Below are 14,396 nucleotides of genomic sequence, written 5' to 3' on the forward strand. Positions count from 1 at the left end.
AGTCGCAATTAACTGAAAATATAATGATTAATCTTGAAAACAAAACAATCAGACAATATCTAGTCCATCAATTAAGGCTTAAGTAAAAATTCTTCTCCAGCTTTAACAGCACGTGAGGAAACGCGAAGATTACCATCCTTAGACTTGCCAAGTAGAAGGACTTTAACCCTTACACCATCGGGCCTGACAAGGAATTTATCATCGTAAGCTTTCACAAGTGATGACTCAGGCACAACCACAGCTCCCCCAGGATCAGGCATTTCAATTTTTAACTCGGTACGAAGCCCGCCACGGAACTTAAAATCTCCGCTGATTATCTCAAAATCAGCATCAATTTTACGTGTTTCAGGGTCAAAATCAGGTGAAATCCGCTCAAGTTTAGCTTCAACCGTTTTATCAAATCCGGGGAATTCAAGAGTGACTTTACTGCCCATTTTAATAATCTTATCAAGCTCCTTTACTGTGAGCGCATAAGGAACCAGCAAAGTTTTAAAATTACCAAGCTCTGCCACTTTTTCGCCCTTGGTCACCCATTCGCCCGGCTCAATGTAACGCTTTATTACTTTCCAGCCAGCAGGTGCGCGCAAAGTGTAACGGCGCAAATGTTCCTGATCCACGCTAAGCTTAAGCTGAGTCAGCCTAAGTAAGCTTTTTGCTCCATTCAAATTTCGCATATGCAGATCTAATTCAGACTGGGCGGCAGTATTACGCTTAACCAGCTTTGTGTAACGATCAGCTTCTTTACGAAAATAATCCAAGTCAGACTGCAACCTACTAATATCGGCCTTTAGCTGAGCTATTTCAAGCTTAATGAATTTTGGGTCAAGAGTAGCAAACCTACCCTTAGCGCCGATGGTATCGCCGATATCAGCAAAAACGGACACGCACATGGCAGACTCTTCACTTACCAAAGTCATTCCAACTCTTGGACGTGTAAAGCCAGTTAAAGTCACGACTCTAGAAGCAGGTGTTGCTTTAAAGACTTCCGCCGCAGAAGCCCTTAGCGTCGTGGGCGTTGTTAAACACACCATTGCTGCTAAAACAAAGAACTGAAGATATGATAACAAGTTGTTATTTTTAACTTTCATCTTGTTTATCCTTTCTCATTTTTTCCCGCTCAATTTGCGGAATGGTTATGAAATCAAGAACTTCTTCGAAAATATTATCCATATCGATGCCGGGAAGACTACTTTGGAGCCTGCCTGTTGCCGCCAATGAGGCCAACCCATGAACCGTAGCCCAAAGCGTAGCCACTGAAGTTTCAAGAGAAACATCACCAACATGGCCAGTTGCAATGCACTCACGGACAGTTTCTTTAAAATTAATAAAACTTTGGTGAGGTTTACCTACCCACTTTTCTGAACAGCAAAATGAAGGAACAGCTTTGGTAAAAAGAAGATCGTAATATTCTGGTTCCTTACGAGCATAATCCAGATATATTCGGCCTCCTTCTCTAAGCCGCTGAAAAGGGTCTTTGATATCACCCAGATGGCTTTGCATCTCTCCGAATCTCTGCATTCCTTCCATTTTAAGGGATAAAATTAAGTCTTCTTTGTTCTTGAAGTAACGGTAAAGGGCTGCAGGACTGTATTTTATGCGGGATGCAATCTTTCTCATAGAAACATTGTCAAACCCGTCTTTAGCAAAAAGCTCTTTTGCGGCATCTAAAATCTTACGCCGCATACGCTCATGTTCCATTTCTTTTCTTGTTGCTGTTGTCATAAACAGAAAATAACAAACAGTGTTCACGTTGTAAACAGTGTTCACATAAAGCATTGCTATAACGTACACAGATGCTCATTACTAAAAACAGCAACAGTAGGCCTTGCATTTTTGATCAAAAGTATTTGGGGATAATAATTTGGAATAGATGAAAAGAACGTAAAATAAGTGCCAAATTTTATGGATTTATAACCTTACTTCCATTGAAAATTATCTGCCATAACCTCTCGAAGGCATGGCCTGTATTCTCTGCATCATAAGGATCAGCTTCAATAAGGGACAATCCCTTTTCATAAAATTCAAGCGGGCGCGTAAGAATTCTATCTTTGCGGACCATAAATAAACCAGTTGCACCACTTGCTATAAACTGGCTGGGAGAAGGCCTATTAAACAATCTCTCGTAAACAGCGCCAACAGGTATATCTTTACCCCAGCCCAGCCACTTACCTTTACTCTCTAGGTCGCCCATTTGGTGCGGCCTGCCTAGCTGGTCACAGCGGAGCCGAAACCATGCCAATCCTTTAAAGGGAACATTGCGCGCGACAATTTCCTGAATCTGCTCAGCCAGCGTAATAGAATTCGCCCCTTCTTCCATATGAAAGAAGGGGGAACCCTGTAAAAAAACTGTGAATTCAGCAAAATCAGGATAGCTCCGCACAATATGAGTCAGATAGGTATGAGCCTCCCTGCCTATATTAGGCAGGGCAATAGCCCCGTCCACGGTAGTTTCACCTTTATTATATATGACAGAGGGATACCGGACATCCCCAAGCCATGAAAGGTCTTCACTATAGCGCGCAACTACTAGCTGAACCTTATCCTTACTTCTGCACATGACACTCACACTTTAGAGAGAGAGGGCAGCTGCGTAAAACTATATAGCCGAGAATACCTGCGACCAAGGAGGCCACCAGAATACTGAACTTTGCGTCTACAATAAATGGAGAATCAGTACCCCATGCGAGGGTGGCTATGAAGATCGACATGGTAAAACCGATACCTGCAAGCAGTGCAGCCCCCAAGAAATGACCGGGTTGCATGGTCGAAGGCATCACACCAAGGCCTGTTTTAATGGCTAGCCAACTTGCCAGACATATACCTACGGTCTTACCGACAATAAGCCCCATAAAAACACCGATACTAACCGGATGGAAAATCTCAAGACCTCCACCAGCATCTCCAGAGAAGTTAATTCCTGCGTTAGCAAGAGCGAATATCGGCATAATTCCGAAAGCTACAAAGTAATGTAGATTATATTCAATCCGTTTGAGTGGGGGAGCAGCGTTCAGCACATCATTATTCATAGCTCCAAGAGAAGAAAGCATCTGCTTATTGGATAGAGTAGAAAGCCCGTCCCCACCTGCCATTTCGTAATCAATCAAGTGACTGCGCATGGAACCTAGAAATTCACCACAACAGATTCGCGTGGAAGCAGGAATAGTCATTGCAGCTAGCACACCGGCAACAGTTGCATGGACTCCGCTTTTTAAAAAAGCCAGCCACATAAAAACACCTAGAATGAGATAAGGTAGTGGCGCCCGAACACCCATTTTATTTAACAAAATCATAAACAAGAAGAAAAATAGTCCAACCCCGATTATCCAAAGTGAAATGCCGGAAGAATAAAAGATAGCAATAACCAAAATTGCGCCGATATCATCAACAATTGCGATGGCGGTAAGAAAAATTTTAAGGCTAAGAGGAACACGATCCCCGAGAAGTGCGAGAACACCTAGACTGAAAGCAATATCAGTCGCCATGGGAATACCCCAACCGTCCGCAGAAGGTGTGCCATGATTGAAATAGGCGTATACTAAGGCAGGCACGACCATTCCACCGATAGCTGCGCAAATCGGAAGTGACGCCTGCCTCATAGAGTTAAGTTCACCAACTAAAACTTCGCGCTTTATCTCAAGGCCAACCAAAAAGAAAAATACAGCCATCAGCCCGTCATTAATCCAAAGGATCGCAGGCTTTGAGAGTATAAATTCTCCTGCCCCAACGGTAAGCGGAACGTTTTTGAATGCTTCGTACAAATATGCCAAAGGAGAATTTGCCCATATCAAGGCAATAACTGTGCACAGTATAAGTACAACCCCTCCAGAAGACTCCACTTTTATAAACTGATTGAAGGGTATCAGCATTTTTTCAATAACAGGTATTTCTTTAAGATTTTGAACTTGTTGTTCGGCCATAATGACTCCGATTTTTTATAATAATAAACAAAATACTCTACTAGATACCAATAAAACCCTTGTTTATTCAATCAGAAATAAGAGCTATTCCGCCGAGAACGCAGGTACACCCTATAAAATGTGAAAACTGCAATTGTTCACCTAAAATCAATGCTGAAAGACAAACTGCAGATAGCGGCATGACTCCGGTAAAAACGGACGCTACAGAACTAGATACAGACACTATCCCAGCGAACCAAAACAAATAAGCCAGCACAGTGACAACTACACCATAATAAACAACTGCGAGCCATGGACCAATGGCGACCACGCTATAATCATGGGTAAAGAATTGGTAAAGTCCTGCTGGCAAAAACCATAAAAATCCGAATAATGATATTATTGTTGTAGCGGCTATTGGAGACAATGGTTCTGGCACCCATTTGCGAAAAAGCAAAAATAATGATTCAGAAGCGACAGCACCAACCATAAGTAAACTGCCCAAAAATGACGCTCCAAAAGCTCCACCTTCACCCAGAATATTTAAGACCATCACTCCTGCCACAGACAGAAAAATACCCGCAAGAGTCCTACCCGAAGGCCGCTCTTTCAACAGAATCCAACCGATAATACCCATACATGCTGGAGTGGTGCTAGTGATAATTCCAGCTGAAGCAGGGCTAATCATGGTAAGACCAAACAACATGAGCACCGTGAACAAAAATGAGCCACATAGCGCCTGAACACACAGTATGCACCAACTTCTGCGTGATAATTGAGGTAAGCCACCTTCACGGAAGTATAAAATTGGAACCATTAATAAGGAAGCTATCAAAAAACGTAACGCGGAAGCAAAAAAAATAGGCAACTGATCAATCATAATTTTACCGGCAACCACAGAGCTGCCGACAATAACCATTGCCATTGTCAGATTAAGATAAGCTTTAAACATGTAAATCCTCCTATTAGGAGGATTTAACTAAGCGTAATTAAGTCTAATTGTTTTGAACAATCTTGCGGTATTTACCGGGAGTGATCCCGAACTGGCGGCGAAATTGGCGGGTGAGATGACTTTGGTCAGAAAAACCGCATTCAGCGGCAATATCTGCTAACCTTTTAGAACTGGTAATCAGCTTTTTAGAATGGTTAACCCTAGCCTGCATCAAGAAAGCATGCGGGGTAATCCCAAGCTGTTTTTCAAATACGCGAACAAAATGAAAAGGACTTAGATCCACAAGCTTGGCAAGGTCATCTAGCCGCACATCCTCTGCATGCTGATCAAGCATAAATTCCCGAGCAAGACCCACAGCGCGGTGCTCGCTGCCCACATCCGGACAACGGAGTCGATCTTCTCCATGACGAATTATCCAATTAACCAGCATACGTAGCAATAGAGTTTCTTTTTCAAGATTCGAAACGTCGCTATTTCCTAAACTCATATGAGTATCATAAATCGCTTGAGCAAAAATAGAGTCGTCCAGTACACCTTTGCTAAAATGCGGCTGAACAGGATGTTTAGCACTGAGTTCACGCGCAGCAGACATAAGCAGTTCAGGCGACAGGTAGAACATGCGATAACCCCAACCTTCATCATCAGCAGAGTGGCCGTCATGAACTTCACCCGGAACCACAAGGTTAATGGAACCTTTGGGAGCAATAAGATTAGAACCGCGATATTTAAACTTCATAGCGCCGCTTTCAATAAAGCCCACAGCATAGCCTTCATGAAAATGTTTTGAAAATTTTTGAGTCACAAACCGTGCTCGCAATATTTCGACATCGCTTCCCATGAAAGGAACTATTTTGCAGGATACTGATTCTTGATTATTAGCGCGCGCCATTATCTTTCTCCGATTGAGAAAATATAAAGCGTATTAGCTCAATTGGGAAGGACATAAAATAAGCCCAAATGTATTTTATTACATTTGGGCTTATTTTTTTGTACTACTGATTAGAATGAGCTTCAGTAATTCTTGCGACAAGATAATCTTTCATTTCTGGATCATCAGCATCGAAACAATGCCCGTCTTCGCCTAAAAGGCCGCCGGGAACAAGATCGCCGAGTTCATCTGGGTCAGTAATTGTATCCCCGAAAAAGCAGACTGAAAGCCAGCGATCGGAAGGATCATCATCAATTACATCAACCATTACATATAAGGGCCATTTACTCTGTGAGTTTTTAATTCCGCGCAAAGAATAAGTTACGCCCGGTCTAGCTTTAAAATCGAGATCTGTAGAATCCAAAGATTCAAGCAAACCTTTGAGTGTGATAAAAGTTTCTTTAACGCCGGAAGGGTCTTGATCCCAATCAGCTATAAATTTCTCAAGTTCCATTTCTAAGCTCCTTATGAATTTCTTATCCGAATAGACATGCAATTGTCTTTAAGTTGCGACATTCATACCCTTATGTGTTCTTTTCGGCAATGAGGATTTGACATTGGCCTTTGTTACATTGTAGGAACTTGCTATTCGTAACGGTAACAACAAGTCAATCGAGTACAGTTAATGAAATCAGCTAAAGACATCTTTTCAGAATATCTCTCCAAACAGAGACTGAAAATGACCCCTCAGAGAAGAACCATCCTTGATGCGTTCCTAAATGAGGAAGGTCACGTTTCTTCTGAAGAACTGTACAACATAATCCGTAAAGAAGACTCTTCTATCGGACAGGCGACTGTATACCGCACCCTAAAGCTCCTTGCCGAATCCGGCATTGCCAAAGCTGTAGATTTTAATGATGGAGTGCTCCGTTACGAGCATAAGTATGGTCATGATCATCACGACCATCTCGTTTGCGAGCATTGCGGAACTACCATTGAAGCTGTTGATCCAGAGATTGAACATCTTCAGGAAGAACTCGCAAAAAAGCACGGATTTGTGCTTACCCATCATGAAATGTACCTCTTCGGCGTTTGTAAGGAGTGTCAGGATAAAAGCGAATAATACGCATTTTCCTACAAGCACACTTTAAAGCGCCGCCTGAATTCAGGTTGGCGTTTTTTTTTTCGCTTGTATGAGGATACTTATCGGTGATTACCGGGGATATTGTATTCCCATAAAATCTTTAGAAATTCACGCGGCTGTGGAGCCACCCAAAGCAGAGGATTGTATGATGAAACCTGATTTTGCCAAAATGAACGGTCTCGTTCCTGCCATTGCACAGGATGCCGAAACAGGAGAAGTCCTGATGATGGCATACATGAATGAGGAAGCATGGAATAAAACCATTGAAACCGGTGATGCTCATTATTGGAGCAGAAGCCGTAACACCCTCTGGCATAAAGGCGGGACATCAGGTCATGTACAGAAAATCAAATCTATTAGGATTGATTGTGACGATGATACTCTGGTACTGCTAATCGATCAGATCGGCGGGGCCGCGTGCCACAAAGGTTATAGAAGTTGTTTTTTCCGTGAACTGAAAGACGGCGAAGTTAAAGAATGTTCGCCTTATATTTTTGACCCTAAGGAGGTATACAAATAATGTCTAATATGCTCAAAATCGGCCTACCTAAAGGCTCCCTACAAGATGCTACTATTAAACTTTTCGAAAAATCCGGCTGGAAAATAAACCTGCACCACCGCAATTATTTCCCAGATGTTAACGATGACGAATTGACATGTGCCATGTGCCGCGCGCAGGAAATGGCTGAATATGTCGAGAATGGAACATTAGATGTAGGTCTAACAGGAAAAGACTGGGTTCTCGAAAACCAGTCTGATGTTGTAGAAGTTTCTGACCTTATCTACTCCAAAGTAAGTAATCGTCAGGCTCGCTGGGTTCTAGCTGTTGCTGGAGATTCTCCATACAAAACAGCTCAAGACCTCGCTGGTAAAAAAGTATCCACCGAGCTCATGGGCTTCACAAAAAGATACTTTGAATCAATCAACGTACCAGTTGAAGTTTCATACTCTTGGGGCGCAACAGAAGCTAAGGTTGTTGAAGGACTTTGCGACGCAATCGTTGAAGTTACCGAAACAGGTACAACTATCAAAGCAAACGGCCTGCGCATCATATCCGATTTGATGTACACAAACACAATGCTTATCGCCAACAAAGAAGCATGGGCTAACCCTTGGAAGCGTAAAAAGATTGAAAATATCAATCTACTTCTACAGGGAGCACTCAAAGCTCAGAAGATGGTCGGCCTTAAGATGAACATGCCTAAGGATGTTCTTGATGCAGCCATGAAAATCATGCCTAGCCTGAACTCCCCAACAGTATCGCACCTATCCGATCCAAAATGGGTTTCAGTTGAAATCATGATCGAAGAAGTTGCAGTACGCGAACTTATCCCAGAGCTCATCACAATGGGCGCAGAGGGAATCATCGAATATCCTCTCAATAAAGTAATCTAAGGCTCTAAATTTAAAGGGGAAGATATTCTTCCCCTTTAATCAAATCATGCTTACGATCTTATCAAATAGGCTTCCAAACCAACTCAATATACTTTCAAGCCAACCCAATATACATCTCGGCTAATCAAAAAACTCGCCAGCCAACTCAATTTACTTGCTGGATGATCAAAATTTCATCTTTTCATCACAAAACTCTAGCGGCCTACATTTAAATCATGCAAAATGCTCAAACGCGTCAGGCATAAGCTTTTAGATAAACAAAGCAGACCATTTGCTTTGATAAATCTTCAATAAAATTTCACCACGGCTCCCCCTAAAATATGTTCAAGATATCAATATTCATAGTTATCCTCTTTCTGATCTTCGGATATCGTAAAAAGCAGAAAAAAAAGGGCGGTATCAATATCAACACGATATTGATGGTGGCGCTTGTTGTCCTTTTTATTATTTCTCTACTTACACGTTTCCAAACTAATTGAAGATGAAGAAAAGATAGCAAAGAAAAAGAGAAGAATTTATGGGTGATTTCGCCTTCGACTGGACCAAAGGGGATAATCCCCTTTGGAAACCTTATCGATTAAAAAGTTAATTTTTCCCATGCCTCATCCCGATAAAAAGTTTTTGGGATTCTTAAACCCTTTTTTCCAAAAAAAGGTTTAAGTCGCCGAAGGCATAACCCAATATGGTAGGTAGTTATGGTTTTGTCAGCCTGTTCTTTGGATTGTCCTGATAGTTGTTCATTTGTTGTAAAAACTGATGGCGACGATATTAAGATTTCGGGTAATCCTGATCATCCTGTTACTCAGGGATTTATCTGCGCAAAGGGCAAAGGACTTTTGAAGCGCATTAATCATCCTGACCGCATAACTGAGCCACTTTTGAAAGTTGACGGTTCATTTGTGAAAATTTCATGGGAAGAAGCTTTTAGGGTTTGTGCTGATAAGATTGGTGCTGTGGAGCCTGAACAGATTCTGCATATTAGGGGCTTTGGTTATAGGGGCGTTTTGGCAAATGCCAGCAATGTGTTCTTTAAGACTCTTGGTGCCCTTGAGACTTATGGTTCTCTTTGTGATGAAGCTGGCTGCGAAGCTGTTGAGCAGACCTTCGGATCTATGGAACAGAACGATTTATCAGAGCTTGCTAAAGCAGATGTGGTGGTGAATTGGGGCAAAGATATTTCGAGAAGCTCGATTCATATCGCAGCTATTCTGAAAAATTTTCGCAAACAGGGCAAACGCGTTATTTCTATATCACCGGGCGGCGACGGTAACGATAAATTTAGCGATAAAACTATTTTGATAAAGCCCGGAACAGATCGCTTTCTAGCCGCTGCAATCATTAAATATTTGATAGAGTCTGATGGGATTAACCTAAAAGCTATTGAAAAGAGCGATGGTTTTGAGGGGCTGGCAGAAGTTCTTGGAGAACACTCTATTGAAGACCTTTGCGATTTGAGCGGAATAAGTCTTGAGAATGTCCGAGAACTTGCTAATACCTATTCTTCGGATAAAAAGGTATCGTCACTTATCGGTTGGGGAGTGCAAAGATATACATTTGGCGGGGAAAATATCAAGTACATATGCTCGCTTTGTGCGCTCAGCGGACAACTTGGAAGGGCAGGTTCCGGCTTTTATTACAACATTTCGTCGGGAAGAAATTTCGCGCCTTGGGCTGAAACTCCTGAAGTGCCCAATGACCGTAAAGTTCTGCTATTTAAACTAGAGAGCGAGCTGGCAAACAGAGCCAAAGAAGTTAAGTTCATTTGGATAGACGGCATAAATATAGCGAACCAGACACCCGACAGCGAATCTTCTGCCCGGGCGATTGAAAATTGCGAGTTTGTCGTAACTGTTGATGCTTTCATGAACGACACAGCCATGCGCTCAAACTTAATTCTGCCATGCGCACTAACAATGGAACGTGATGACCTTATAGGAAGCGCACTTCATAATTGCGTGAACTGGTCTGCCAAAATTAAAGAGCCACGCGGTTTAGCAAAATCAGATTTCGAAATTATAAAAAAACTTGCCGCAATGACTCTCGAGAAAAGCCCAATTTCAGATGCAGATATTTGCATCCAAAAAGCACTAGAATCATCCAGCATACCCATCTCATTTGAGGAGCTGAAAGCGCAAGGTTTTGTTGCCTGTGACTGGCCGTCAATCGGGTATGAAAATTTCACCTTTAAGCATGCAAATGGAAAGCTCAAACTTCCGCAAAATCTCAGTCTAGAAATCAACGAAAAAAAAGGCTTCAATTTACTAAGCCTACTCAGGAAAAATCACCTCCACTCGCAAATATTTCCTCATGACCAGAAAGGTATTCCTGAGCTTTTCATTTCTCCTGATTCACCATACCTAGGTGACTTAAATGAAGGAGATGAAGCAATGCTAGCGACTGACCTTGCAAAGATGAAAGTAACGCTCCGCTTCGACCAGACACTCCACACAGAAGCGGCAATCATCAGGCGCGGAGGCTGGCTAAAGCATGCTCATAATGCGAATAAAGTGATAGAACCGCTCATCACTGACATAGGGTTTGGGGCAGCATACTACAGCCAGAAAGCATGGGTCGAGAAACCTTAGTTATGGTTATCGATAAGAGATATATCAAATAGTCTTTTATTACTGGATATTATCTCAGATGGTATTCATTAAGATAGAGCAGCACAAACACACTTTATAGTCTAATAAAAATCTGGATTTTATCTAGAGTCTTTTATTCACGCAAAACAATAATAACTCTCTGCAAACTTATCTGAGAAGCTCTGAAAAACTAGAAAGCTTCAAATAGGGACAATCTAGACTTAGCATTGGCTAACTTTCTACTGACAAATATCAAGCTGAATAAAACCATCTAGTCTTCATCGCAAAAAGTGCGACCGACAATAATTTATGAGTTTGAATGCTTACAAGATACCCGAGAAATGAAATTTTAGTGCATTATGAAGTATACTTTCAAGATAAACTTACACCCAAAAATATGGGCGGAATTATGCCTAAATTGAAGCGAAAATTACGACCATAAATTTTGATAAATAATTATGCAAAACCACTTCATTTTTCTTCACCAAAAACGATATAAATTTTCAACACTCTGATACAAGTATAATGACATTTAATCACACCTAAAAAAGACACTAGGATCATACTAATTTGATTCTTATTTTAGGCAAAAAATTACAAGCAATTACGCCATTAAATTTGTAGGAAAATTTCAAGATTGAATAAACCTGCTGGAAATATAACAACTGAACCCAATTTTGTTCCCGTTAACTGCACCCGCTGTCATATATCCATTCCATATAAAATTCAGACGGTGTCAAAAAATCATCACGAAACATCTGATATCTACATAAAAACATGACACAGTTGACCTCATTTACGATTACAGTTATCGATAAGCTATAGAAACAATATTTCTATTATATAGGTAGAGTATAATGACGATAGCTAAGTAAAAATAGAATGCTCGACTTGAAAATTATACCACTATGAGAAATATGCTCATGCGAATCAAAGTTGTGCGTGTTTGCCAAAAAGGCTTAAATGAAACAACCTGAAAGTTATTTATGTGCTTTTAGTATAGATACCTAACCTCTAAAATTATTATAAAACGCGTCTTTTCGGGATATGACGGATCAACCGCAAAAAGGATAATACGAGCCAATGAGTACAGACACATTTACACATAAAGACCTCTCACAAATTTCAGGCGTGTCTGTTACGACCATTAAAAGCTACCGTAAGAAGTTTCCTGAATTTTTCATGATCTCAGGACACGGTAAACCGCTCCGCTTTAAAAAAGGATCAGACAAACTCTGCCTTCGTATTAAAGAACTTTTCGCCAAAAATTTATCGTCCAAACAGATACGCGACAAGCTACTTATCGAATTTGAATCCGTTAAAGAAAATCGTCAGCTATCGGAAAGTTCAAAACCGACTACAGCCAGTAATGAAGAGATTGAAAAGCTTACCCGTGTAACAATGCAAATGATGAATGGACTAGCAGGCCTCGCGACTGCGCAAGCGAAATCAGAGCAGCGACTTGGTAAAATTGAGAAGGGATTGCTCCAGCTAATTGAAAGGCAGGATTCTGGAAATGTTGCAGGCGAAGATTTGATTGAACAGATAAAAGATGTCCTTTTGACTGCAAACGGATTGCCTCAAAGTGAACGTGTTAAAGCAAAAAAAATTGTCACTATTAAGAAGGATCACGGTCAATCTAATTCCTATACCCTTGAATCTGACAACAGTAAAATTTTCCCTGAAATAGAATTCCTCGACCTACCAGTTGTAATTCTATCTGAAACTGGAGAATTTCTAGGCATGCCCGGAAGGCCGGGTCACCCTTTTGCTCTTAAAGAGCTAGTCCATTTGGTCACTAAAGATGAGAGTAATTATTCGAAAGTCTGGCGAAAAGACGGAAGCGAATGGATCCTATCATATAAATCACCGACAGGCCCGCTTCACGAATTATTCTTTCAACGCAAAAAAACCCCTAAGGGCAACATCGTTTCGTTCTTTAAGCGGCTCGATATTAATTCAGAATCTAAAAACCAGACTTTCATCATCACATTTTTCCGTGAAGTTCGTGATCTAATTGATGAAATATAATTTCTCTGAAAAATTTTATTAATAGTGTTTGCAAGAATACTATTGACTCGGTTAGTATTCGAAGATTAATGAATTCTTCTTACTTCTTTTACATACATGCTAGTAGGTTAAACATGCATCGGCTTTGCCGGAGCAAAATAAAATCAAAATCTTCAACCGGGAGGAAAGTCACTGTGAATGCGCCAATTTTTAACTGCAAAAATGCAGATGATGTTCTCAAGGCTGTTAGAGACTACAATATCAGCTTTGTACAATTCTGGTTTGTAGACATTCTCGGAACTCTCAAAAGCTTTCAAATCACTCCGAAAGAGCTAGAATCAGCATTTGAAGAAGGTATGGGCTTTGATGGCTCATCCATTCTTGGTTTTACCAGAATCGAAGAATCAGACATGATCGCTCTTCCTGATCCAACTACATTTCAAATGTGCTCATGGCGTCCAACCGAACGTCCCGTAGCACGCATGTTCTGTGACATCCAGAACCCTGACGGCACTCCATACGAAGGCGACAGTAGATGGGTACTCAAAAAAGCGCTCGATAAGGCAGCTGACAAGGGATACACCTTCTACGTTGGCCCTGAGCTTGAATTTTTCCTCTTCGAAAACGAGAAAGGTACTAAGATTATAGATAAGGGTGGGTACTTTGACGCTCCACCACTTGATCTTGGTAACGATATTCGCCGCGACATCATCTTTTCACTCGAAGAGATGGGCTACGATGTAGAATACAGCCATCACGAAGTTGCTCCTAGCCAGCATGAAATTGACCTACGCTTTTCTGAAGGTATGAAAATGGCGGACACAGCCATGACGTATCGCGTAATCGTTAAAGAAGTTGCCCGTAAGCACGGTATTTACGCGACTTTCATGCCTAAACCGATGGGTGGTGTTAACGGATCCGGCATGCACGTTCATCAGTCCCTTTTCAAGAACGGCAGAAACGTATTTTTCGATGCGAACGACGAATATCACCTAAGCCCTGAAGGGAAAAGCTACATCGCAGGTATTTTAAAACATGCACCAGAATTCACCTGCGTAACAAACCAGTGGGTAAATTCTTATAAACGACTTGTACCGGGCTATGAAGCTCCGGTTTACGTATCATGGGCAAGGAAAAATAGATCCACCCTAGTACGTGTACCGATGTACAAACCAGGTAAAGAAGGCGCAACCAGAATGGAACTGCGCTCCCCTGATCCAGCCGCTAATCCATACCTATGCTTTGCAGTAATGCTTGCCGCAGGACTCAAAGGTATTGATGAAGGATACAAGCTTCCTGATCCTATCGAAGAAAACGTATTCGCCATGGATGCACCTACACTTGAGGAAAATGGCATCACTGCACTTCCCGGAAATCTCTACGAAGCAGCAGTTGCAATGAAGAAAAGTGAAATGGTAAAAGACTGCCTCGGTGAGCACATCCACAGCAATCTATACAAAAATAAAATCAAAGAGTGGGACGCATACAGAACTCAGATCACTGAGTATGAAATAGCAACCTACTTACCTATTCTATAAAATGAATT

The 14,396-nt window shown here is 41.4% G+C and carries 14 protein-coding genes; 7 read left to right on the forward strand and 7 right to left on the reverse strand.

Translation table 11 applies throughout. The annotated features are described in order from the left end of the window. Positions 1-71 precede the first annotated feature (71 nt). On the reverse strand, positions 72-917 hold the full coding sequence (locus BR06_RS0109450; protein WP_235727703.1) for an efflux RND transporter periplasmic adaptor subunit: 846 nt from the start codon (positions 915-917) through the stop codon (positions 72-74). On the opposite strand from BR06_RS0109450, the gene BR06_RS20720 reads away from it, so the two are divergent. Then, positions 889-1,053 (forward strand): hypothetical protein, encoded by a 165-nt coding sequence (locus BR06_RS20720; RefSeq protein ID WP_235727704.1) that lies wholly within the window; start codon positions 889-891, stop codon positions 1,051-1,053. The genes BR06_RS0109450 and BR06_RS20720 overlap by 29 nt on opposite strands. Positions 1,054-1,077: 24 nt before the next feature. Here BR06_RS20720 and BR06_RS0109455 read toward each other — a convergent pair whose 3' ends face one another. From BR06_RS0109455 to BR06_RS0109480, 6 genes are all read right to left on the reverse strand, one after another. Then, positions 1,078-1,791: a TetR/AcrR family transcriptional regulator gene (locus BR06_RS0109455; protein WP_235727705.1), complete on the reverse strand. Its 714-nt coding sequence runs from the start codon at positions 1,789-1,791 to the stop codon at positions 1,078-1,080. Positions 1,792-1,900: 109 nt separating this feature from the next. Next, positions 1,901-2,557: a DUF3431 domain-containing protein gene (locus BR06_RS0109460; protein WP_031482327.1), complete on the reverse strand. Its 657-nt coding sequence runs from the start codon at positions 2,555-2,557 to the stop codon at positions 1,901-1,903. Next, complete coding sequence (nhaA, locus tag BR06_RS0109465; RefSeq protein ID WP_031482329.1) at positions 2,544-3,917, reverse strand: Na+/H+ antiporter NhaA; 1,374 nt, start codon at positions 3,915-3,917, stop codon at positions 2,544-2,546. Before nhaA ends, BR06_RS0109460 begins: the two co-directional genes overlap by 14 nt. 67 nt (positions 3,918-3,984) lie before the next feature. Then, positions 3,985-4,848 carry a DMT family transporter gene (locus BR06_RS0109470; protein ID WP_031482331.1) on the reverse strand — a complete coding sequence of 288 codons (864 nt, stop codon included), beginning with the start codon at positions 4,846-4,848 and terminating at the stop codon, positions 3,985-3,987. 43 nt (positions 4,849-4,891) lie between these two features. Then, positions 4,892-5,737, reverse strand: a complete 846-nt coding sequence (locus tag BR06_RS0109475) for an AraC family transcriptional regulator (RefSeq protein WP_031482333.1) — start codon at positions 5,735-5,737, stop codon at positions 4,892-4,894. 103 nt (positions 5,738-5,840) lie between these two features. Beyond that, positions 5,841-6,230, reverse strand: coding sequence for a hypothetical protein (locus BR06_RS0109480; RefSeq protein WP_031482335.1), 390 nt, complete (start codon positions 6,228-6,230; stop codon positions 5,841-5,843). Between the two features lie 171 nt (positions 6,231-6,401). Here BR06_RS0109480 and BR06_RS0109485 point away from each other — a divergent pair, with 171 nt between their 5' ends. The 6 genes from BR06_RS0109485 (at position 6,402) to BR06_RS0109510 (ending at position 14,388) form a co-directional block, all read left to right on the forward strand. After that, the gene (locus BR06_RS0109485) at positions 6,402-6,839 is read left to right on the forward strand and encodes a Fur family transcriptional regulator (protein ID WP_031482337.1); all 438 of its coding nucleotides are present in this window, start codon (positions 6,402-6,404) and stop codon (positions 6,837-6,839) included. A gap of 166 nt (positions 6,840-7,005) precedes the next feature. Continuing rightward, on the forward strand, positions 7,006-7,380 hold the full coding sequence (gene hisI / locus BR06_RS0109490) for a phosphoribosyl-AMP cyclohydrolase (protein ID WP_031482339.1): 375 nt from the start codon (positions 7,006-7,008) through the stop codon (positions 7,378-7,380). After that, positions 7,380-8,255 carry an ATP phosphoribosyltransferase gene (gene hisG, locus BR06_RS0109495; RefSeq protein ID WP_031482341.1) on the forward strand — a complete coding sequence of 292 codons (876 nt, stop codon included), beginning with the start codon at positions 7,380-7,382 and terminating at the stop codon, positions 8,253-8,255. Before hisI ends, hisG begins: the two co-directional genes overlap by 1 nt. 695 nt (positions 8,256-8,950) lie before the next feature. Continuing rightward, the gene (locus BR06_RS0109500) at positions 8,951-10,840 is read left to right on the forward strand and encodes a molybdopterin-dependent oxidoreductase (RefSeq protein ID WP_031482343.1); all 1,890 of its coding nucleotides are present in this window, start codon (positions 8,951-8,953) and stop codon (positions 10,838-10,840) included. A 1,083-nt stretch (positions 10,841-11,923) separates the two neighbouring features. After that, positions 11,924-12,871, forward strand: a complete 948-nt coding sequence (locus BR06_RS0109505; protein WP_031482344.1) for a MerR family transcriptional regulator — start codon at positions 11,924-11,926, stop codon at positions 12,869-12,871. Between the two features lie 173 nt (positions 12,872-13,044). Further along, positions 13,045-14,388 carry a glutamine synthetase family protein gene (locus BR06_RS0109510; protein WP_031482346.1) on the forward strand — a complete coding sequence of 448 codons (1,344 nt, stop codon included), beginning with the start codon at positions 13,045-13,047 and terminating at the stop codon, positions 14,386-14,388. Positions 14,389-14,396: the final 8 nt, after the last annotated feature.

Origin of the sequence: Maridesulfovibrio frigidus DSM 17176, from assembly GCF_000711735.1 — a bacterium.
Classification (GTDB): Bacteria; Desulfobacterota; Desulfovibrionia; order Desulfovibrionales; family Desulfovibrionaceae; genus Maridesulfovibrio; species Maridesulfovibrio frigidus.